Source organism: Sulfurovum sp. TSL1 (assembly GCF_019972135.1).
GTDB lineage: Bacteria > Campylobacterota > Campylobacteria > Campylobacterales > Sulfurovaceae > Sulfurovum.
This window is the reverse complement of the sequence record NZ_BPFI01000001.1, coordinates 1406146-1428970: the sequence shown is the minus strand read 5'-3', so window position 1 is coordinate 1428970 and position 22825 is coordinate 1406146. Positions and strand designations below refer to the sequence as shown.

Below are 22825 nucleotides of genomic sequence, written 5' to 3'. Positions count from 1 at the left end.
CGTATGCGTATGATTTTAAAATTCTGGATGACCGTCAGTATACTCTTACTTGTCAGTGCATGCGGATATAAACCCTCTTCTCATATGATCCAGCATGTTTTTTCCGATACAGTGTATGTGGAGGTCAGTGTTGACAGGGCTGAACCTGAAAATGCACCTTATGTAAAAGATGAGATGAACCGTTTGGTCTACACACGATTTAAGGGACGTATCGTTTCTAAAGAAGAGGCACAAAGTAAAATCAGGCTCTCTTATGCAGGAAGCACTTTTATACCGCTTTCCTATGAAAATGGTTATGTCACTCGGTACCGCGCAGTCATCAGGGTCAAGTTTTATATGGTCACTAAAGAGGGTAGAGAAAGGAAAACAATCAGCAGTATTGTTGAATCAGATATTCAGGAAAGTTCATTGACCTCTTCTGCACTGAGAATAGAGGCTCTACGTTTAGGATTGGGAAAAGCACTGGATGAATTCCTGGCATATGTCAGTGCTAAAGGGATGTTAAAAGAAACGAAATGATGGACGCTTTTGATACATTTCTTCAACATAAACCTCTTTACTATAAAGAAATAGACCATCAGCGTGTACATCATGCCTATGGTCTGTTGAAACCACATATCAGACAGCCTAGAACGGTGCATATCGTGGGAACCAACGGAAAGGGTTCAACGGGTCGTATGATCGCATATTTGGCTTATAAAAGCGGTCTGAAGGTCGGACACTTCTCTTCTCCTCATATTTTAAAGTTCAATGAACGTATCTGGCTCAACGGCAGTGACAGTCCGGATGACGTACTTGAAGCAGCACATCAAAGTCTTTTTGTCATCCTGGGTAAGGAGTTGAGTGAAAGTCTGAGTTACTTTGAGTATACGACACTTCTAGCCTTTGTGGTCTTTGAAAATTGTGATCTGATGGTTTTGGAAGCAGGGTTAGGCGGAGAATTCGATGCGACCAATGTCTGTGATAAGGCACTTTCTGTCATCACGCCGATAGGCATAGACCATCAGGCTTTCTTGGGTGAAAGCATCGAAGCCATAGCCGGTACGAAAATACGCAGTATACAAAAGCAAGTATTGCTGGCGCCGCAAGTCTATGATGAGGTACTGGATGTTGCCCAAAAGATCGTGGAGGAGAAGGGTGCCATACTGTATCTCCATCTACCTTCATCCCAGAGTGTGTCGAAGTTGAAAGTTATCGCAAAAGAGAAGTTATGGGGAGAGTATTTGATCGAGAATGCTTCAGTGGCACTGCAGGCTTTGGATATTTTGGATATCTCTTACAATATCAATGATCTTCGCACCTTGGAACTCTTCGGACGTTTTTATCCCTTGACACAAAACATCCGTATCGATGTGGGACATAACCCTTTAGCGGCAAAGGCAATAGAAAAAGCATTGGATAATAAGGTGATCCTTATCTATAACAGTCTTGATGACAAAGATTATGAAGCTGTGCTACAAACACTGAAACCTAAGGTCAAACATGTAGAGATCATCCCCATTGATTCACAAAGAGCGACCACTTTGAGTGAGATAGAAAAAGCCATTCAAAAAGTAGGTATGAACTATAGCTACTTTGAGGGAAAGATAGACAAAAATGAACAGTATCTGGTTTTTGGTTCATTTTATGTCGTAGAAGAATTTTTAAATAAAATGCAAAAGAAGAGTGATGTACCAAAGTAATATTTACGAATACCTAGAAGCGTTACAAGAAGAAAAACTGCTGATCTGTAAAGATGACAAGGAAGCAGTTCAGATACGAGATATAGCCATGTTACTTGGATTTGACACCTTTGTGTTGCCAGACCTTCGAGTGAGCGTAGGGGAAGATCTGCGCGCCTATGATGAAGAGATACATCAGTTGTTCATACAGTTGGCTTCTTTCTATAAAAGTACAAAGAAAAAGATACTGGTCTCACCGCTGCGTACACTGCTTATCCCTTTCCCAAAAGCGGAACTGTTTGATAGCAGGTCCATAGAATTCGGCGATACTTTAAATATGCAGGAACTCAAGGATACACTGTATCAGTGGGGATACCATTTTACGGACATTGCTGCCAGCCATGGAGAAGTCTCTTTTCGTGGCGACATTATAGATATCTATCCTATAGATGCACAGAGGCCGTACCGTATCTCTTTGTTTGATGAAGAGGTGGAGACCATCCAGTACTATGATGAAGGGACACAGAAACGTTCCAACGATGAGCTGGAATCTTTGACCTTCACGCCGGCATTTTTGGCACTGAACAAAACCCAGTATGAGGCACTCAGGAACAGAACCGAACGAAGCAGTTATGATACTTTTGTCAAAGATATTGATTCGCTTGGACTATGGCATCTGGATGATCTGGGGGAGAGCGCTTTAACACTGTTTGACGGCGTTTTTGCCTCTGCCTTGGAGGATGAACTGAAAGAAGTGTACGAGTTGGATCAACCGCTTGTCCCACGAAATGCATTTGTACTGCCTGCCATCCCGGAAGGGCATAAATACCGTGACCTTGAAGCAGTGGACCCCAATAAACTACTCAAATCCCACAAAGACAAAGAGATCACGATCATTGCTAAAAATGAGAGTATCGTACGCGGTTCCCAGTTGGACTCTTTTGAAAATATAGCGTTTGTCTATCAGGAGGGTATCGTCAATCTTTTGGGTGCAGACAAACTCATTCTTTCACTCAACAAGCCTCTTAAACGCAAAAAGGTAAAAAAAGCGACGATCATTCTGGATGAACTGAAGCCCGGTGACTATGTGGTGCATGAGAATTACGGGGTAGGTATCTTTAAAGGGATAGAAAAACGTGATGTACTGGGGGCGACCAGTGAATTTGTAGTGATGCATTATCAAAATCAAGATGCATTGCTCATTCCCGTCTCCAATCTTGAAGTGATAGACCGTTATGTGGCTGAAGGCGGTGCATTGCCGATACTTGATAAGCTGGGGAAAGCCAGTTTCAAGAAGCTTAAGGAAAAAGTCAGAGAAAAGCTTTTTGCCATCGCTTCACAGATCATCAACCTCTCGGCACAGCGTCATTTGAAAAAAGGTATCAAGTTCAAAAGAAACATGGAAGAACATGCTATCTTTATGTCGCAGGCCGGTTTTGTGCATACAGAAGACCAAGAGCGTGCTATCAATGATATGCTCGATGATATGAGCTCAGGCAGGATGATGGACAGGCTGCTCTCGGCTGATGTAGGGTTCGGTAAAACAGAAGTGGCAATGAACGGGATGTTCGTAGCGGTCAAGAACGGTTACCAGGCGATGATGATCGCACCTACGACCCTGCTGAGTTCTCAGCATTACAAAAGCCTGAAAGAGCGTTTTCAGGGGTATGATATAAAAGTCGCCAAGCTGGACAGGTTCTCTACGACCAAAGAGAAAAATGCTACGCTCAAAGGCTTGCAGGAAGGGACGATTGACGTGGTGGTAGGAACCCATGCGTTGCTCAAGGCGAAGTTTAAGAACCTGGCGCTGGTCATTATCGATGAAGAGCATAAGTTCGGCGTAAAACAGAAAGAGGCGCTCAAAGAGATCTCCATCGATGTACACCTTCTCAGCATGTCTGCCACACCGATACCGAGATCTTTGAACCTTGCGATGTCAGAAGTCAAGTCTTTTTCCGAGATCCTTACACCGCCGACAGAGCGTCAAGGGGTACGTACGTTTGTGAAGAGTTACGATGATAAGGTCATCAAAGAGGCCATACTTCGAGAGATGCGGCGCGGTGGACAGATATTTTATGTCTTCAACTCCATTGCAGGGATCGAAGAGAAAAAGAAGCAACTGCTTGAAGTACTTCCTAAACTGCGCATAGCAGTGCTTCACTCCAAGATCTCGGCCAAAGAGACCGAAGATGAGATGATGCTTTTTGGCACTGGTGAGTATGATGTGCTGCTCTCTACTTCGATCGTGGAGTCGGGGATACATATGCCTCATGCCAATACGATGATCGTTGACGGGGCCGACAATTTCGGTATCGCAGATCTGCATCAGCTTCGCGGGCGTGTGGGACGTGGGGCCAAAGAGGGATACTGCTACTTCATGGTCACCGATAAAGAGCGTCTGACAGACAACGCAAAACGCCGTCTACTTGCACTGGAGTCGCATTCAGATCTGGGAAGCGGTGCCGTACTTGCCTTTCACGATCTTGAGATACGTGGCGGAGGGAATATCATCGGGGAGGCACAGTCGGGTCACATCAAGCAGATAGGATACTCACTCTACCTGCGTATGCTTGAAGATGCGATCAAAGAACTTTCCGGACAAGACAAGGAAGTAGCGCAGAACATCGATATGAAACTCTCTATTGATGCCTACCTCAATGAAGAACTGATAGAAGAGGACAGACTGCGTTTGGAACTCTACCGGCGTCTTTCTCTCTGTGAAACTACAGGAGAGGTGTATGAGATAGAAGCAGAGATAGCAGACAGGTTTGGAAAACTCGATGTCATTACCAGACAGTTCATTGATGTGATCGTCATGAAGGTTCTGGCAAGAGAAAAAGGCATCTCCAAAGTCTCTTCATATGGAGAAAATGTCTTTATCGAATTCATGGATGAGAATAAAGAGAGAGTGGTACTTAAATCACCTAGTAAAGATGATGATGACATTATCGCTACAGCCATGGGGTATTTGAAGTAGTATCCTCAGATATTAACCTTCAATTAACCTCACAAAAGTATACTTTTCAGATAAAAATGTAGGAGAGTAACTTGAGTCAAACCATAGAAAACATCAAAATAGAAATCTCTAAAGTCCTTGTCGGACAGGACAAGATGATCGAAGGGCTTTTGGCAGGTTTACTTTGCCGCGGGCACATCCTGCTGGAGGGTGTTCCCGGACTTGCAAAAACGACCGCGGTGAATGCGCTGGCAAAGACACTGGGACTGGACTTCAAACGTGTACAGTTCACTCCTGATCTGCTTCCTTCTGACATCATAGGGACTGAGATCTATGATCCTTCAAACAATACATTTAAGATCAAACAAGGCCCTATCTTTACCAACCTTTTACTGGCCGATGAGATCAACCGTGCTCCGGCTAAAGTACAGTCCGCACTACTCGAAGTGATGCAGGAGAGACAGGTAACCATCGGAGATGAAACATTCAAAATAGACCTTCCCTTTTTGGTCATGGCGACACAGAACCCGGTAGAACAGGAAGGTGCCTATGAACTTCCCGAAGCACAGCTTGACAGATTTATGATGAAAGTGGTGGTCGGTTATAATACCAAAGAAGAAGAGTTGGAGATCGCAAGACGTGTAGCCAATAACAGTTTTGGAGAGATCCAACAGGTAGCAACCATTGAGGATCTCAACAAGATCAGGGAAGAAGCGCTTCAGGTGCACATGGATGAAGAGATAGAAGCGTATATTATAGAACTTGTAGCTGCTACGCGTGATCCGAAGGCCTATGGTCTTGAAGCGCTAGAAGCGTATATCGAATTTGGCGCGAGTCCGCGTGCAAGTATCGATATGTATAAAGCTGCCCGTGCGATCGCTTACCTGAAAGGGCAGGACTATGTCTCGCCTATAGAGATCGCCTATATCGCCAAAGAGATCCTTCGCCACCGTATCATACTCTCTTATGAAGCACAGGCGGAAGAGGTGACACAAGATGAGATCATAGAGAAGATCTTAGCTGCTGTTCCAATCCCTTAGAGGTATCTGGTTTGAACAAAGCTGTAAAGAAGATTATCCTTAAAACCAAAAAGCAGGTCTATGGAGATATGCTGGGGAACAATGCCTCTCTCTTTCAGGGTGAAGGCTTTGAGTTTGTAGAACTCCGTGAATATGTCTACGGTGATGATGTCCGTAAGATAGACTGGAAAACAACGGCAAAACTGGGTAAACCTTTTGTAAAGATCTATAAAGAGGAGCGGGAGCTTAATGTCGTGGTCGTTTCGATGCTCGGCGGGTCTGTCTATTTTGGCACCGTAAAACAAAAGTCGGACATTATCGCTGAAGTCGTGGCTACTCTTGGTTTTTCTGCTGTAAAGAACAGTGATCTGTTTTCACACATGATCTTTGCAGATCAGCTGTATGAAGCAAGTAAAGCAAGTAAAAAACTTTTTTCCGTACATAAAGCAGTGGAAGATGTCTATGCATTTGACCCGATAGGAAAAGAGGGTGATTTTTCTGCCTTGGTCGAGATGCTGCATCACCGTCTGAAAAAGAAGTCTCTGCTTTTTATCGTATCTGATTTTGTAGGTGATATAGATTTGAAGCTACTGAGTAAAAAACATGATGTCTTTGCCGTGATGGTACGTGACAGGTTTGAAGAGGATCCTTCTGAACTGGGATATCTCAGACTCATAGATATGGAGAGCAAACAGAGTTTTGAAGGTGATGTGAACAGTGCCACACTGAAAAACTACAAGAAAGCGTTGCATGACAATGATGAAAAACTCTACAAACAGTTTAAAAAACAGGGGATACGGTTTTCCAAGATCTATACGCATGAAGAACCGGCACTCAAATTAATGAAACGAATGAGGTGAGGAGCGTAAAATGGAAGTAAACAGTTTTACGTCCATAGTGACGGAACCGAAATGGTCGGAACGTAGTGTAGCCATGAAGGCAGGAGTATAAAATGAATCAAACAGCAAACATCAATGAACAGCTTAGGGACATCAAACCTTTACTTGAGATCCCGGACAGTTCTTATTATATCTATTGGGGTTTGATCGACTTTGCCATTCTCTTGGTAGCAGCTGTTGTCTTTTTTGTAGCGAAGAAGCTCTGGGACAACAGAAAGATCAACCTTGCCAAAGGCTATCTTGAGGCGATGAAAAAGATAGACTGGAAAGAGACGAAGAAGTCTGCGTATGAGGCCACACACTATGCAAGGCTCTTGGCCACAGATGAGAGACGAAAAGAGCTTTTTTCTCAACTTGAACCACTGCTTGAACAGTATAAATATAAAAAAGAGGCGGATGCAGTAGATCAGGATACCCTTAACAAATTCAACCTCTATGTGCAGGTGGCGGATGAGTCAGTTTAGTTTTGAATATCCGATTCTGTCAGGGGTATTGATCTTGTTTATCCTTTGCAGTATTTGGTGTAAAGAGAGAAGCCGTGCACTCTTTTTCCCTCATGTGAACACACTCATGGCAAAGAGTGCAGGCAAGTCCTCTTTGCTCTCCGTGTTAAAGTGGGTGGGGATCACAGCAGCCGTGATCGCTTTGGCTTCTCCGGTCATCACAAAAAGTTACTCGAACAGTAAAAAAGAGGGACGTGACATTGTGCTTATCATCGATTCGAGTGATTCGATGCGACAGCAGGGGTTTGATCCTTCTGATCCATGGAGAAACAAGTTTGATGTGGTCAAAGAGGTCGTGGGTGATTTTATAGAAAAAAGAGAGAATGACCGTATAGGTATGGTCACGTTTGCAGACATTGCCTTTATCGCATCACCGCTTACCTTTGAAAAAAAGTTTTTAACAGACATTACAAAAATGCAAGAGATGGGTATGGCAGGGAAACGAACAGCGATCAATGATGCCATCGTGCAGAGTTACAATCTCTTGAGTAAAAGCAAGGCCAGATCAAAGATCGCCATTTTGCTGACTGACGGTATAGACAATATGAGCAAGGTACCGTTCACAGAGGTAAAAAGTCTGATAGAAAAGCGTGATATTAAACTCTATGCGATAGGTGTAGGGGATGCACGTGATTATAATGCGCAGTATCTACAGGCATTGGCGGATGCGGGTAAAGGGTTGGCATTTGGTGCACAAGATGCCACGACACTCTCTCAAGTCTATGCAGAGATAGACAAACTTGAGGCAACAAAGATCGATGACAAAAAGATCGTGCAGCATACCTATCTCTACATCTATCCGCTCTTTTTGGCCATCCTGAGTCTGTTGTTGTTTATTTACATTAGAAACAGTAGGGGGGTATAGAGATGAGTTTTGTCAATCCTCAGTTTTTTTGGGCGCTCATTGTCCCTTTTGTCATCTTTGCGTTTCTTATCTCGACAAACAAAGAGAGACTTGCACGTATCTTTGATGAGAAGGTACTCAAACGTTTGAGTGCGACAGACGAGAGTATGCCGATGGTCGTACGTAACATACTGATGCTCCTGGCACTCTTTCTGATGATCGTTGCTATGGCCAGACCGGTGATGGAAAAGGGTGACAGAATCGTAGAAGTGCAAGGATTGACACTGCTGACGGCATTGGATATCTCCGGTTCTATGCGGAGTACCGATGTCTACCCCAACCGCTTGACGTTCGCCAAAAAGAAGATGAATGTATTGTTTGATGCCATGCCGAGCGATGAGGTAGGGGTAGTGGCCTTTGCTTACAGTCCGTTTGTACTGGCACCCTTTTCAAGTGATAAAGAGACTCTGAAAATGATGGTGGGCGGTGTAGATGACAGCTATATCAACATGGGTTCTACAGACTATTCAGCGTTGGGTGAACTGGCAAGTTCTTTACTGGAAAAAAAGAGACCTAAGATACTGGTACTTTTTACAGATGGTGGAGATGAAGAGGCCATTGCAGGTTTTACAGAGATACTCAAAGAAAATGATATCGACCTGTATGTCGTACTGGTAGGAACTGAAAAAGGCGCTCCGGTCATCGACGAGAATGGCAAACCTTTTACGCTTGAAGACGGTACCATAGCCATTACACAAAGAAACGATGCATTGGGTGAGGTCGCCAAAGAGAATGATGGTGCGTATGTGGTAGCAAGTACGGGGAAAGAAGATATCACACAATTGGTTTCTGTCATAAAAGGCAAATATCAAAACCAGCAGCAGGGTGAAGTGACGGTAAAAGAGCGTGTGGAGTATTTTTATTATCCATTGGGATTTGGACTGCTACTGCTGCTTGTTTCATTGAGTTCGATGCCTAGAAGGAGAGACGTATGAGAAGAGTGATCTTATGGGTGATAAGTATGGCTACTTTACTTCATGCCGGGCTTACCGACTTTAAAACCATCAAAGAAGCAAAGCAGGCCTATGAGGCGAAAGAGTATGGTAAGAGTGCAGCCTTATTGAACAGTTTAGATGTAAAGAGCCCTGAAAAACAGTATGACATAGGAAATGCGTTCTATAAAGATAAAAAATATGATGAGGCGATCAAAGCCTATGAAAAGGCGGAAGGTGTAGATGACGCAACAAGGCTCCATAATATCGGTAACAGTCAGTTTCAGAAAAAAGAGTGGGACAAAGCCATCGCATCGTATGAAAAAGCCCTGGAAATGAGAGAGGATGAGGATACAAGATTCAACCTTGAGTTAGCCAAAAAACAGAAGCAAAAAGAAGAAGAGCAAAAGAAACAGGATCAAAATAAAGATCAGCAACAAAATAAAGACGAGAAGCAAAAGCAGGATCAAAATCAGAATCAAGAGCAAAAAGACCAAAAGAAGAAACAACAGGACCAAAAAAACAGAGATCAAAAGAAAAAACAGGACAAACAGAATAAAGATCAAAAAAAGAAAGATCAAAAAAACAAAGAAGAACAGAAGGAAAAAGAGGGGGATAAAGAGAAATCAGACGCTCAAAAAGAGAAAAAGTCCCAAGAGAAAAAAGGTGACAAAGCGTCAGATCAGCCCAAAGAGCAAAAAAAGATGAATAAAGAAGAGAAGCTCAAAGAGCAGGAGTTAAAACGTCTTATGAAAAAGATGGGACAGAAAAAAACACCTACGATGATGTATCAGATGGGTGAAGGTAAAAAAGGTCAAAGGAGTGAAGATGCGAAACCTTGGTAAAGTATTGTCTATGATGACATTGGTTTTACAAGTGATGCGGGCTGATGGCGTAGAGGCCACGGTATCAAGTACAGAGGTTGTCAGTGGTAATACTGTTGAGCTACGCATTAAAGCCATAGGAGATGACGCCGAATTTCCGGATATCCAAATGATCGATGGACAGAGTGTCATAGCTGCCCATTCCGGAAGCAGCAGCTCCTATAGCTATATCAACGGAACAATGAAAAGCGAGCACGCAACGACAAAAACCTTCACTTTTGTACCCGATAAAAATGTCACCATCCCTTCTTATGAAGTGAAGATAGACGGCAAAAGATATAACACCCAGCCCATTGAGATAAAAGTCGTGAAGTCCAATGCATCGTTAGGAGAGAACAGTGCTATGTTCTCCTTGCAGATGCATGCCAATAAAACGAAAGTGATGGTAGGTGAATCACTGATGGTAACGGTCTATTTTTCTTTGAAAAATGGTGTAAGGCTCTCACAGGATATCCAGTATACACCGCCTGGTTTTCCAGGATTTACCGTAACAGATGCCGGTGAGAAAAATGCCTATATCAAGGGTAACTATCAAGTTCAGGAAGTACGCTATCTTCTTACCCCACAAGCAGAAGGGAATTTTACAGCAAGTCCTGCCTATGCCAAAGTGGGGGTAGCCGATAGAGGCAGAAGAGATATTTTCGGTATGACCTTTGGTACAAAATGGAAGCAGGTAGCATCGAATAGTCTTCAGATAGAAGTTCTACCTCAGGTCCAGGAGAGTGACCTTGTAGGTGATTTTACGATCAACACCACCATTGATGCCCAAGAGGTAAAAGCCAACAAACCGGTCAACCTCACAGTCAAGATAGAGGGGAAAGGTAATCTGGAAAGTTTCGAATTTCCAAAATATGAGATCGATAGGGTAACCGTCTATAGTGATGAAGCTAAAGTAGAGACAAAAGTTGTGGATGGAGAGCTATACAGCAGTTACAGTAAAAGTTTTGCCTTTATAGCAGATGAGGACTTTGTCATACCGGCACGAAGTTTTTCTGTGTTAAGACCAAAAGATAAACAGCTCAAAGCGCTTACGGTGAATGCCTATGATATTACCATTAAGCAATCATCTACTGCATCAGCATCCATCAACAAACCCGATACAAACGGTGTGGTACAAACCAATAGATCACAACCTGTTCAGACCAAAGAAGTGGTCGTAGAAAAAGAAGTAGAGGTAAAAAGTGTAGCATGGTGGATGTTGGCGGCAGCCTTTGTCCTAGGTATGCTGTTCCTGCCTGTTCTAAGATGGTTGCCTCGCGTAACAAGACGAACTTCAACTCCTTATAACGAGACAGAAGCACTGAAACTATTGTATGGTCATATGAGCGAGGATGTAGAGATAGAAGAGATGGTACGTAAACTCTATGCCCGTAAAAATGGTGATAAATCTGTCCAGATAGACAAAAAAGCACTCAAAGAGATGGTGGATCGCATTAAGCAGTCGTGAAGCGTTTCACGATAGTATTGAGGCAGTGTCAGTCTAAGATATCATGTAGAGTATTGGCTTCCCTCATCCAAGCGTTCAGCGTCTCCCACTCTTCATTCTCTACCATCTTTTGGCATTTTTTCAGTTCTGACTGAAAGGAGTTGATCGCTTCAAGTACATTGGTCTTGTTCTGTCGAAAGATATCTTCCCACATATTGGGAGAAGATTTCGCAATACGGCTCATGTCTTTAAATCCACCGCCTGCCAGTGCAACAATACTTTTGGAATCTTCCTGCGCCATCACAGAATTTGCCAAGGAATAACTGATCGCATGGGGCATATGGGAGATGAAGGCTGCATGTCTGTCATGCTCTTTCGCACCCATACAGACGATATTCATACCTATATCAGTAAAAAGTTTTTTGGCAACATTTTGTTGATGTTCCCCACTTTTTTCAAGGTCACAGAGTACAACCACTTTGTCCGTATAGAGGTCTTCAAGAGCAGCAGTAGGACCAAATTTTTCAGTCCCTGTCATAGGGTGTGCAGCCACAAAATTGTGCCGAATCTCAGATGGGACGGAACGGGAGATCTTCTCTTTGGTGCTTCCAAGATCGATCACTGTGCAGGTATCACTCAAAGTACCTAACTGTTGAATAACAGAGATAATGCCATCCACAGGGATACTAAGGACAATGATCTCACAACTTTTGAGTGCTTCGGTAGAGGTACAGATTTCATCAACAAGACCGAGTTCAAGGGCTTGTGAACGATGGAGTTCATTATGGTCCATCCCCATGAAATAGTACTCTTTGGAGTGCTTTTGAAGCGCAAGACTTAAAGATCCACCCATAAGTCCTAAACCAACTATACCGACTTTGATTTTAGCCATAAAATACCTACCTCATTTTTTGGCAGAGTATAGCATGATTTATCTGTTTCTTATGAGGTTCTTATCGAAAAACCGATAGAATATTGGCAAATTACACTAAGGCTTAACGATGATCAAAAAGACGGCACTGGTTCAGATACTACTTTCTTGGATGCTTGTTGGTTCGCTTCTTTCAGCTCAGAAAGTTACACAGATTAAATTTGAAGGACTTGCACATCTTTCCCCAACAAGTGCAAAAGAGATTGCCGGCATCCGTGTGGGTGAAGAGATAAATGCGGAGAAGATCAACCGTTCCATTAAAAACTTTTTTGCACAGGGGTATTTTAAAGATGTATGGGTAGACCAGCAGGGCAGTGTACTTATTTATCATTTTAAAGAAAAACTGGCTATCGCAAATGTGGATATCAAAGGATATGGATCGGGTGATGATGGCATGAAGCTTCTGGAAGGCATAGGTCTTAAAAAAGGTGATCTTTATGATGAAAGACGTGTAAAGAAGGCCAAAAGAACACTGATCGCCAAGTTGGAAAGTCAAGGCTATTATGACACGGTGGTGGATGTGAGTACGACCCCTGTAGGTGAAAGCAGTATATCCATCGTGTTTGATGTAAACAAAGGTGAGAAGATCATTATCCAGGAACAGAACTTTGTGGGTGCTGAGGCGTTGGTACAAAATGATCTTGAATTAGAGCTGGCGAACAAAGAAAAAGATTTCCTTGGTTGGATGCCTTGGAGAAACAATGGTGAAGCGACGGTAGATCAACTTGAGTATGATGCGTATAGGGTCAAAGATGTCTATATGAGACATGGCTATTTGGATGCCTATGTAAGTAAACCGCTGATGAGGGTAGATTTTGGTTCTTACAAGGCCAAAGTGGATTACCAGGTCATTGAAGGTGTACAATATCGTGTAGGAACCATAGGTATTACGCAAGATGTCAAAGGGCTGAACACCGAGGATCTTAAAGATAAACTGATTTTGAAAGAGGGTAAGATCTTTAACATTAAGCGTATGCGAAAAGATATCAGTATCTTGGAAGAGGAAGTAGGGAATCTTGGTTATGCCTTTGTAAAAGTTGCCCCTCAAATGCATAAAGATCCCGAGAAGAAGATCATTAATCTGAATTATGTAGTTGAACCGGGAGAAGTAGTGACGATTAACGATGTGATCATTTCGGGTAACGACACGACCAAAGACAGGGTGATCCGCCGTTATATCTATTTGGCACCTGGCGATACGTTCAGTGCCAGAGATCTTAAGGATTCAAAGAATGCACTGGGAAGAACAGGGTTCTTTGAAAAAGTCGACGTTGAGAGTCAGAGGATCTCAGCAGATAAGATCAACCTTCTTGTGAAAGTCAAAGAGACATCCACTGGTACGATCTCTGCGGGTGGTGGATACGGAAGTTATGAAGGTCTGATGTTCAATGCATCTATTTCAGATCGAAACTTCTTTGGTTCAGGTATCAATACGACCTTAGGCTTTGAAGTATCAAAGATCTCAACAAACTACAATCTCTCTTTTGTCAACCCAAAAGTGTGGGACAGTATGTATAGTTTGGGACTCAGTTTGTATAAAAAAGAGTATGAATATATAGACTATACACAAGACCAGTTGGGTGGATCTCTGAATATAGGTAGAGAGTTCTATAGATATTTCCATGCCTCTGTAGGGATGGGATATGTTGATAATCAGTCAACGATCAATGATACCAATACTACACTGTTCGATAACTATTATTTTAATCTCTATAATGACCAGTATAAAAAGACTTCATTCTTTGCAAGTATAAGTTTTGACAACACAGATGATTTCTATGTACCAAGGGAAGGGATGATCGCAGCGCTGAATTTTGAATATGGGCAATTGGATGGAGATGACCTGAATGCAACCGAACAGATCGATTATCCTAGCGGATATGCCAATATTTTAAAAACAAGTGCAAAAATAGGACTCTATTATGGATTGGAAGACTGGATCGATTATGACCTTATCTTGCGTCTGAAAGGACGAATGACAACGATTGCAAAAGATGATAACTCATATCTTCCTATCGCAGAAAAGCTCTTCTTAGGGGGTATAGGGTCTGTCAGAGGATATCAACCGTATACGCTTTCACCATTGGACCCAACGACTTTTACGCGTACGGGGGGTCTCCATAGAGCCTCTGCAAGTGTCGAAGCAAGTATCCCTCTTTCTGAAGCGGCAAAGATGAGACTGGCATTCTTTTATGATTACGGAATGATCGGTGAAGATAGTTTTGATGAGATCACAAGATCATCAACGGGTGTGGTTCTAGAGTGGCAGTCAGGATTTGGACCGATCAATCTCGTATTCTCCTATCCGATCGATGATGACCCATTGGATCAAACAGCAGCCTTTGAGTTCTCTATGGGGAGTAAATTCTAGCATTTCTCCATCCAAATGGCAAGGGTGAACCCTTGCTCGCAACACTCTTTTTAAATTCCCAACTTTTTATTTTTAGGCACGGTACTTTCATCTTCTATAATGATGGCAAACGGTATAGGCTTTTCTAAAGCTTTCACTGTCTCTTTTGCCAGGTATAAGGGTTTGTCAGAGAGGATACGGAGTGTTCTGTTTTCATAGGCAAATGTGATGCCGGCACTGTTGGAGGCTTCTTGCAGAAGTACAGTAAGGGTATAGATAAAGCTTAACCAAAGCAGGGTGCTTTTTTCCGGAAGAAGCGGTTTATAGTGTTTAAAGAGCGGTTTGTTCAACAGCTCCTTTTCATTCATTCGCAACAGGAATGATATAAGAAGTATCTCTTTATGGGTAAAACCGTAATTCAACTCCTGCATGGCAATATAAAAGGCATGCTGATGTGACCGGTAAACCGTCAGTGTCTGTCCGATACTGGAGAGTTTGACTGCCCACAGCAGTTCTTTTTCATACTGTTTCCCATCATCAATATCCCGTTGCAGCAGTGTATAAAGGTTTGACGCGAGTTTGCGTTTTGTTTTCTGGTTTTTTTGTATATTGACCAAAGGTTGAAATCTATCCAATATCGAGATCACACTGGGATTGATACGGCTTGGGAATTTGAGATTGTCCTTTTTAAGCAACTGTTCCAAAAACACCCCTTCTCTTACACCTGCGGCACTAGAAATAACCGTTTCTGTACCGATATGGGAAAGAATTTCATTGAAGATCAGTGTCCCCTCGCGTATCGTATCATAGCGGTTTTTTTTCAATCCAAACCGTTGAAGATTTTTTGCGCTGGAGAGTGGGATGGCATCAAGATAGGTTTTGTGCTCTTGCACATGATAGGAAAAAGCGTGTAGTTTATCTAAAGGGTAGCAAACCTGTTTCATAATCCCCTTAGAAAGGGTTCTTGCAGTTCCCCCTATACCAATGGCCAGTGTATGTTTAAAATGCTCTGGAAGTTGAGCCAGGGCTTGTTGTATATATGCTTTTGCTTTTTCGTTTATATCTGCAGGAGTGAGCCCTTTATCAAAAAAGAGTTCTTTGAGTCTTACGGTACCAAGGTCAAGCGAGTAGGTATCGACGATATACCCGTGTTTTATGAGTGTCATATCGGATGAGCCTCCTCCGATGTCTATACTGATCCCCTCGCTGATAGGCAGTAAATTTACTGCAGCGATACCGCCATATTTTGCCTCTTTGTTGCCATCGATCACTTTGATGGAAAGTCCAAGTTCCTTTTTGATCCATTGGACGAACTCTTTTCCGTTTGGTGCATCTCTCAGTGCAGAAGTTGCAACACAAAGTGTTTTGTTTGCCTCATATTTGTCTATGGTATGAAGGAAGGATTTTAAAGTGAAATAGGCTCTTTTGATACCAATGGGTTGAAGATACCCCTCTTTATCATAGGCACCTTCACCAATACGAACTTTGGATTTTTGTTCGCAAATAAGATGAAAGCCGTAACGACTTGTTTTTTCAAAGATCACAAGTCTTGCTGAGTTCGAACCGATATCAATGATAGCAGTTCGCTTTGACATGGACTAACTACTCTTCTTCTTGCAGTTTGTCATATTTGAATTTTAACTCTTCAACGTTCTCCACATTGTCAGGATCCGGGACAATACAGTCTACGGGACATACTGCGATACATTGAGGTTCGTCAAAATGACCTACACACTCTGTACATCTGTCAGGATCGATAAGATAAATTGGATCATTTTCTTCGATTGCTTCATTTGGACATTCTTCTCTACATGCGTCACATGCGATACATTCGTCAGTTATTACTAATGCCATGGTTTCCTCTATATATGTTATTTATAGGAGTTATAACGGAACAAAGCTTATGCTTAAATTAAATTATCTGTGAATTGATAATAAAATTTTACTTTGGTCGTTTTTTTGTAAAATTGAACAGGGATGATAGTCTGTTTTAGCTGCAGTTTTGTATCTTGTTTTTACGATGAAATTATAGACAAAATCCCGTAATATCCCAGGTGTGAAATGGACTGATTTTTGTAATAATAAACCATGAAGAAGGGCAAAGGCCAGTATTCTGATCATCTCTTAAGGTAGTACTGTAAAATGCACAGGTACCAGGATAAAAAAGTTTGGTTTTTTTGGTAGGATGAGGTGTTTTTATCCCGTGAGGAAGAAAACACCCAAATGTGTTCTTGGAAATTTGGTCTAAGAGATCTTTTTAGGGAAACAGAACCTGTAACCACGTCTTCTGACCGTTTCGATCGTAGTGATATCTAAAGGTTTATCCATTTTCTGACGGATCTGGTTGATGGCGACTTCAATGACATTGGGTGTAACCAGCTCCGGCTCTTCCCAGATCGCATCAAGCAGCTGCTCTTTAGAGACGATCTGATCTTTATGCATCGCTAGATGTGTCAAGACTTCAAACGGTTTACCTTTGAGCTCTATCTCTTCACCCTCATAGATGATCTTCTCTTCTTCAGGATTAATGATAAGATCTTCGATTTCGATAATGTTAGAAACACCAAACCGTAGTTTCGCTTCAATACGTACCAGTAAAATATCATAATCAAGAGGTTTTCTGACAAAATCGTCGGCACCGGATCTAAGTGCTTTGATCTCACTCTCTTTGTCTTCCCGTTCAGAAAGAACAATGACAGAGGTTTTATGTGCTTCTGTTTTGATAGTAGAGATGATATCCAGATTCTTATCACTGCCCGATGGCCATCCAAGCAGTACTAGGTCATAGTTTCTGATCTGCAGAAAATATCTTGCATCATCAAGATTTTCAGCCACATCACTCTGATAACCCTCTTGCGTCAACGTATCTGAAAGTGTTTTACTCTGTGTCACTTCATTTTCTATGATCAATATTCTCATAACATGCACCTTTTTTAATCTTTAAGATTTGTTTAATATTATAACATAAAAAAGAGCGCTTTTTAAAAAAATTTTAAAAATTCCAAGTTTTACTTAAGGAAACCGTACATTGGGCCAAGATATCCGGTTTTGAAATCTTGAGTGAAAGTGTCTGCAGCTTCGGGTAAGTGATAGTGAGTAATTCTTTGAGGCCTAAAAGCGCATTTTCTAATAGCTCATAGCGTTTTTCTTTGAGTTCATTCTGTATCAGCAGTACCATGTCCGCATAATCGATAAATTGATCATCGCTGTAATCATAAGACGCTTGAAGGTTGATGATGACACGCTGGGGTCTATCCCGTTCAAAGTCCAGTAAGCCGATGATCACATCAAACGTCAGATCCTCTATATGAATGGTCATATTAGACTTTGCCTTCTTCTTTTTTGAAGAGTCTTACGATATTCGGGATATGTTTATAAAAGATGATGAATGCAATGATCCAGATAGGGGCATGGGAACCTATACCAGGTACTTCAGGATAGATGAGATAAGAGGCAATGATGAACGCTACGAGCCCGATCAGTGACGAGAGTGATGAGATCTTTAACCCTTTCGCTGCAACCAGCCAAACCACAATGGCAATCAGCGCAGGAATAGGCATCATAATGAGCAGTACACCAAAGCCGGTTGCCACACCTTTCCCCCCTTCAAAAAACAAAAATGCAGAAAAACAGTGACCGACAACAGCCAGTACGGCAATGGTCCAGAGTACACTTTCAGGCGCACCGAGCATTATGGCTGCGAGTATCACAACCACACCTTTGATCGCATCTAAAAAGAGTGTGACCGCTCCCAGTTTTTTTGCCAGTTTCGGGTCTTGCTCTTTGACCACACGAAGCACATTGGTCGCACCGATATTCCCGCTTCCGGCTTCTTTGATATCCACCCCTGCAAACTTTTTAGCGAGCAGGTATCCAAAAGGGATCCCGGCTATAAGATAGGCTGAGAGATAGAGTAAAATATTCTGATTTGTTAAAAAGTCCATGATTTGTCCACAATTAAAATTTATACTGCAATTTTAACCGAATTTTGATAAAATAGCCACAATAGTTAAGGATATATAATATGAGTATAGATTTTAAAGCTGAGATAAACAGACTAAAAAAAGAATTGAATGTCACGGTAGTGGCACACTATTATCAGCGTGATGAAGTATTTGAAATGGCTGATATCACTGGGGACAGTCTTGAGTTGGCACGCAGATGCCAGGCAGATACAAACCCCTGGGTCGTTTTTTGCGGTGTGGGGTTCATGGGCCAAAGTGTCAAGGTCATTGCCCCTGAAAAACGTGTACTTATGCCAAAGATCGCATGCTGTGCAATGGCACGTATGATGGATGGCTCTTACTTTGACGAATCTGTACAGTATATGGTAGACAGAGGTATCGCCAAAGAGGATATACTGCCTATTACCTATATCAACTCTGATGCTTCGGTCAAGGCAAAGGTAGGGAAGATGGGAGGACTGGTATGTACCTCTTCCAATGCCTACAAGATCATCGAGAAAGGTTTGGAGAGCGGAAAGAAGATCCTTTTTGTGCCAGACAGATGTCTAGGGCAGAATTTCGCGATACAGATGGGATTGAAGTCCTGTGTGATCGGTGTAGAGGTAGACGGAAAAGAGTGTGACCCCAAAGAAGCAGATATCATCTGTTTTAACGGGTTCTGTTCTGTGCATCAACTCTTTACGGTAGATGACGTGGAGTTCTATCGAAACAAGTACCCGGGCATTAAAATAGCCGTACACCCAGAATGTGATCCAAGTGTCGTACTCGCAGCAGATTTTGCAGGTTCTACCTCACAGCTGATCAAGTATGTCAACGACCTTGACCCTGAACAAAAAGTAGCCATCGGTACAGAGTATAATCTTGTGAATAGAATGCGAAAGGGTAATACCTATGTACTCTCTTCCACTAAACCGGAGTGTCCGACGATGAATGAAACGACGTTGGAAGATCTGTACAATACACTCAAGTCCATAGAGGATAACAAGCCGATCAATGAGATCGTAGTGGACCCAGACACGATCAAATATGCCAATGTGGCATTAGAACGCATGCTGGCGATAAAATAATGTTAAAAGAGAGATTTTTAAAGGCTTTAGTGGCCGAAGACCTGGGGCGTGGGGACCTCTTTTCACGTATCAGTACAAGCAAACCCATACGGGCATATATCATTGCCAAGAGTGATGGTGTACTTGCGGGTCAGGAGTATGTCGATGCCTTGGCACAGATGTATGACCTGACACTGGAGTGGGAAAAATCTGACGGCAGTCGTTTTGGTAAAGGCGAAAAACTTCTTTTAATCTCCGGAGACTCAAAAACCATTCTGTCTCTGGAACGTTCTATTCTGGATATGGTCATTCATGCTAGTTCTATAGCGACTTTGACGGCTAAGTATGTGGATGCCCTTAAAGATACGGGTGTGAAGTTGCTTGATACAAGAAAAACAAGACCTTTGTTGCGTGAGTTCGAGAAATATGCCGTACGCTGCGGCGGGGGGATCAATCACCGTATGGGCTTAGATGACTGTCTCATGCTCAAAGATACACATTTGCAGACCATCGAAGATCTAGATGTTTTTATGAAAGAGGTACGACAGAAGATACCTTTTACTTCCAAGGTGGAGATAGAGTGTGAAAGCCTTGAGATGAGCAAAGAGGCGATGAAAGCAGGAGCAGATATCGTGATGTGCGACAATATGTCTACAGAAGAGACCGCGAAAGTTGTGGCATACAGAAATGAAAATTTCCCCCATATTCTGCTGGAAGCCAGCGGTAATGTAACCCTTGAGACGATCGAAAAGATCGCAGGTACCGGGGTCGATGCCATCAGTTCAGGCTCGATCATTCATCAGGCAAACTGGATCGATTTGTCTATGAAGGTGGAGTAAGTAACACTTCATTAACACTCTTTGTATATAATCCAAGACGGTGTGAATTAAACCATGAAAGAATAAAATGATACGTGAGAGTCTCCCCTATGATGCAGTAAGAAACAAGATAGAAGATGCTGGTTCTGTTACGATACTTTCCCATTTGAATCCGGATGCAGATACGTTAGGTACGGCTTTAGGACTCTATGCATTGTTAAGCAGTGACAAAAGATTAAAAGTTGAAATCGTGAATGCTTCGACCGAGTTACCGCTTTATCTTGATTTTTTACCGAACTTTAAAAAGATCAAGCATCATATCGATTACGCAGACAGTGTGATAATCTCTTGTGACTGCGGCAGTGTGGATAGACTGGGATTTGATCTGGAGGGTAGAGATATTATCAATATCGATCACCATCAGAGCAACACACGTTATGGGAGTATCAATGTTGTGATAGCAGAATATGCCTCTGCATCGCAGGTGGCATTTGCATTGTTCAAGGCACTCTATCCTGTCAAGGCTGATGCGTCAACCTGTTTTTACACGGCACTGCTCTCCGATACACGTTTTTTTACCACCTCTTCGGTCAATGAAGAGGTGTTTACCGTAGCACAGGAGCTTGTGCAAAGAGGCGCCTTACCTGATGAGATAGCCCGTCATTTCACCCAGAGGCGACCCTTGAGCTCATTGCGCATTTTGCAAAGGGCTTTGACGTCTTTATCTTTATATCATGACGCGGAGATCGCTGCACTCATGGTAACCAAGGAAGATATACGTGCATCCGGTGCAACGGTACCGGATATGGAGGGTGTGGTAGATTACGCCAGGTCTTTAGCGACGGTGGAGATAGCCATATTTGCCATGGAGCTGGAGCAGGGTATTCGTATCTCTTTGCGCAGTAAAAAAGTGGATGTTTCCAAAGTGGCCATGGCCTTTGGAGGCGGTGGGCATAAGGTGGCTGCGGGGTTCATTCTGGAGGATAAGGTGTCACAATGCGGATTACAAGAAAGTATCGATACAATTTTAGAAAAGATAGAAGAGTTAGGAATATTGGATGAGAAATAGAAATGGTAAAAAAAGCGGAGCAAAAATAGCAGGCGGATTGTTTTTAGTTGTATTGGTGGCTTTAGTTGCAGGAGCAGGGTATGTCTATACGGCACCGGAATTTGAAAGAGAGGTCCCGACTGTGCATAGCGGGGATAATCTCTTCTGGAACCGTAAGGACCCATTGAAAGTGCAACTTGCTGACAATGAAGGATTAAAAAGTTTTCAACTGATCCTGAGTGACGGCACCAACAGCCTGATCGTTGGCGAGGGGACTTTGGAAGGCAAACCGAAAGAACAAACGCTGCTGGTGAACTATCCTCAAAGTAAAACACTGGATGCAAAAGCAACCAAACTCAAATTAAAAGTTTCGGTCACTGACAGCAGTTTATGGAACTTTGCACAGGGGAATAAGAGTGAAAAAGTGATCGACATCAATGTGGACTTTACAAGACCCAATGTCAATGTCGTAGCAAACTCCTACAGTATTACACAAGGCGGAAGTGCTTTGGTTGTATTTCAGGCAGAAGATGAGAATCTGGATACACTGTATATAGAAGCAGGTGAAACAAGGTTTAGTGCACAGCCTTATAAAAAAGAAGGATATTATGCGGCACTGATAGCATGGCCGTTTACACAAACAGAGTTTAAAGCGAAAGTGGTTGCGATCGATGCTGCGAAGAACGAACGTACGGCTGATATCCCTTTCTATGTTATAAACCATCAGTATAAAGTTTCATGGATCAGAGCCAGAGACAACTTCATAGACGGAAAGATCACCGATCTCGCTTCAAGTGATCCTGAGTATGCGCATATCGATGATAAACTGGAAAAACTAAAGGCGATCAATGAAACGATGCGTTTGAAAAACGAAGCCTTGATCCACTCCTTAAGCAAAGAGCTCTCTTCTGATGTGCTGGAAAGTTGGAAAATAAAAAAATTCTACCCGCTTAGAAACGGGCAAAAGGTTGCGAGTTACGGGGATGCAAGACATTACTACTATGGAGAGAAGGAGAATGAGGTCTCTCACTCCTATCATGTAGGGTATGACCTGGCCAGTACAAAAATGGCGACGATCAAAACGTCTAATGACGGTAAGGTCGTCTTTGCCAATGAAAACGGAATCTATGGAAATATGCCTATGATCGATCATGGACTGGGTCTCTATTCACTCTATGGGCACTGTTCTCAACTCCTGGTCAATGAAGGCGATGAAGTGAAGGCGGGAGATAACATAGCAAAAACAGGTGTTTCAGGTCTGGCATTGGGTGATCACCTGCATTTTGGTCTTTTGGTTCAAGGTATAGAGGTCAGACCGGTAGAGTGGTTCGATCAAGCGTGGATCAGAAAGAATGTGGATAATGTATTTAAGGCCGCAGACAAGATCATTCAGGGTAAATAGCCTAAAAATGATACAGAGCAAAAGTATATTCTTTGCAATAATTATTATATTATACTATAATACGCCAATAAAAATTGAGAG

21 protein-coding genes are annotated in these 22825 nt (G+C 42.5%); 15 read left to right on the top strand and 6 right to left on the bottom strand.

Going from position 1 to position 22825, the window contains the following annotated elements:
* Window positions 1-3: 3 nt before the first annotated feature.
* The 10 genes from lptE (at window position 4) to LDM98_RS06905 (ending at window position 11205) form a co-directional block, all read left to right on the top strand.
* Window positions 4-519 (top strand): LPS assembly lipoprotein LptE, encoded by a 516-nt coding sequence (lptE, locus tag LDM98_RS06950; protein ID WP_223898622.1) that lies wholly within the window; start codon window positions 4-6, stop codon window positions 517-519.
* Window positions 519-1682, top strand: a complete 1164-nt coding sequence (locus tag LDM98_RS06945; protein WP_223898620.1) for a folylpolyglutamate synthase/dihydrofolate synthase family protein — start codon at window positions 519-521, stop codon at window positions 1680-1682. Before lptE ends, LDM98_RS06945 begins: the two co-directional genes overlap by 1 nt.
* Complete coding sequence (gene mfd, locus LDM98_RS06940; RefSeq protein WP_223898618.1) at window positions 1669-4638, top strand: transcription-repair coupling factor; 2970 nt, start codon at window positions 1669-1671, stop codon at window positions 4636-4638. Before LDM98_RS06945 ends, mfd begins: the two co-directional genes overlap by 14 nt.
* Before the next feature lie 71 nt (window positions 4639-4709).
* Complete coding sequence (locus LDM98_RS06935; RefSeq protein WP_223898616.1) at window positions 4710-5657, top strand: MoxR family ATPase; 948 nt, start codon at window positions 4710-4712, stop codon at window positions 5655-5657.
* Between the two features lie 11 nt (window positions 5658-5668).
* Window positions 5669-6496: a DUF58 domain-containing protein gene (locus tag LDM98_RS06930; RefSeq protein ID WP_223898614.1), complete on the top strand. Its 828-nt coding sequence runs from the start codon at window positions 5669-5671 to the stop codon at window positions 6494-6496.
* Window positions 6497-6588: 92 nt separating this feature from the next.
* A complete protein-coding gene (locus LDM98_RS06925) occupies window positions 6589-6999 on the top strand; it encodes a hypothetical protein (protein WP_223898612.1) in 411 nt (136 codons plus the stop codon).
* Window positions 6986-7903, top strand: coding sequence for a VWA domain-containing protein (locus LDM98_RS06920; protein WP_223898610.1), 918 nt, complete (start codon window positions 6986-6988; stop codon window positions 7901-7903). The genes LDM98_RS06925 and LDM98_RS06920 overlap by 14 nt, the downstream gene beginning before the upstream one ends.
* 2 nt (window positions 7904-7905) lie before the next feature.
* Window positions 7906-8877: a VWA domain-containing protein gene (locus LDM98_RS06915; RefSeq protein ID WP_223898609.1), complete on the top strand. Its 972-nt coding sequence runs from the start codon at window positions 7906-7908 to the stop codon at window positions 8875-8877.
* Window positions 8874-9719, top strand: a complete 846-nt coding sequence (locus LDM98_RS06910) for a tetratricopeptide repeat protein (protein ID WP_223898608.1) — start codon at window positions 8874-8876, stop codon at window positions 9717-9719. The genes LDM98_RS06915 and LDM98_RS06910 overlap by 4 nt, the downstream gene beginning before the upstream one ends.
* Complete coding sequence (locus LDM98_RS06905) at window positions 9703-11205, top strand: BatD family protein (RefSeq protein ID WP_223898607.1); 1503 nt, start codon at window positions 9703-9705, stop codon at window positions 11203-11205. Before LDM98_RS06910 ends, LDM98_RS06905 begins: the two co-directional genes overlap by 17 nt.
* Window positions 11206-11233: 28 nt before the next feature.
* On the opposite strand, the gene LDM98_RS06900 is transcribed toward LDM98_RS06905, so the two are convergent.
* Window positions 11234-12076 (bottom strand): prephenate dehydrogenase, encoded by an 843-nt coding sequence (locus LDM98_RS06900; RefSeq protein WP_223898606.1) that lies wholly within the window; start codon window positions 12074-12076, stop codon window positions 11234-11236.
* A 109-nt stretch (window positions 12077-12185) separates the two neighbouring features.
* On the opposite strand from LDM98_RS06900, the gene bamA reads away from it, so the two are divergent.
* Window positions 12186-14486 (top strand): outer membrane protein assembly factor BamA, encoded by a 2301-nt coding sequence (bamA, locus tag LDM98_RS06895; RefSeq protein WP_223898605.1) that lies wholly within the window; start codon window positions 12186-12188, stop codon window positions 14484-14486.
* A 50-nt stretch (window positions 14487-14536) separates the two neighbouring features.
* Here the strand turns inward: bamA and LDM98_RS06890 are convergent, their stop codons facing one another.
* The 5 genes from LDM98_RS06890 to plsY all read right to left on the bottom strand — a co-directional run bounded on the left by LDM98_RS06890 (window position 14537) and on the right by plsY (window position 18409).
* Window positions 14537-16060, bottom strand: coding sequence for a Ppx/GppA phosphatase family protein (locus LDM98_RS06890; RefSeq protein WP_223898604.1), 1524 nt, complete (start codon window positions 16058-16060; stop codon window positions 14537-14539).
* Between the two features lie 7 nt (window positions 16061-16067).
* Entirely contained in the window at window positions 16068-16319 is a 252-nt protein-coding gene (locus LDM98_RS06885) for a YfhL family 4Fe-4S dicluster ferredoxin (RefSeq protein ID WP_223898603.1), read from the bottom strand.
* A gap of 390 nt (window positions 16320-16709) precedes the next feature.
* Window positions 16710-17384 (bottom strand): homeostatic response regulator transcription factor HsrA, encoded by a 675-nt coding sequence (hsrA, locus tag LDM98_RS06880; protein WP_223898602.1) that lies wholly within the window; start codon window positions 17382-17384, stop codon window positions 16710-16712.
* A 73-nt stretch (window positions 17385-17457) separates the two neighbouring features.
* Window positions 17458-17784, bottom strand: coding sequence for a dihydroneopterin aldolase (locus tag LDM98_RS06875; RefSeq protein WP_223898601.1), 327 nt, complete (start codon window positions 17782-17784; stop codon window positions 17458-17460).
* A 1-nt stretch (window position 17785) separates the two neighbouring features.
* A complete protein-coding gene (plsY, locus tag LDM98_RS06870; RefSeq protein ID WP_223898600.1) occupies window positions 17786-18409 on the bottom strand; it encodes a glycerol-3-phosphate 1-O-acyltransferase PlsY in 624 nt (207 codons plus the stop codon).
* Window positions 18410-18489: 80 nt separating this feature from the next.
* Between plsY and nadA the strand changes: the two genes are divergently transcribed.
* The 4 genes from nadA (at window position 18490) to LDM98_RS06850 (ending at window position 22744) form a co-directional block, all read left to right on the top strand.
* Window positions 18490-19497, top strand: coding sequence for a quinolinate synthase NadA (gene nadA, locus LDM98_RS06865; protein ID WP_223898599.1), 1008 nt, complete (start codon window positions 18490-18492; stop codon window positions 19495-19497).
* Window positions 19497-20315, top strand: a complete 819-nt coding sequence (gene nadC, locus LDM98_RS06860) for a carboxylating nicotinate-nucleotide diphosphorylase (RefSeq protein ID WP_223898598.1) — start codon at window positions 19497-19499, stop codon at window positions 20313-20315. Before nadA ends, nadC begins: the two co-directional genes overlap by 1 nt.
* A 67-nt stretch (window positions 20316-20382) precedes the next feature.
* Window positions 20383-21363: a bifunctional oligoribonuclease/PAP phosphatase NrnA gene (locus tag LDM98_RS06855; RefSeq protein WP_223898597.1), complete on the top strand. Its 981-nt coding sequence runs from the start codon at window positions 20383-20385 to the stop codon at window positions 21361-21363.
* The gene (locus tag LDM98_RS06850; protein ID WP_223898596.1) at window positions 21353-22744 is read left to right on the top strand and encodes a M23 family metallopeptidase; all 1392 of its coding nucleotides are present in this window, start codon (window positions 21353-21355) and stop codon (window positions 22742-22744) included. The genes LDM98_RS06855 and LDM98_RS06850 overlap by 11 nt, the downstream gene beginning before the upstream one ends.
* The last annotated feature ends 81 nt before the right edge of the window (window positions 22745-22825 follow it).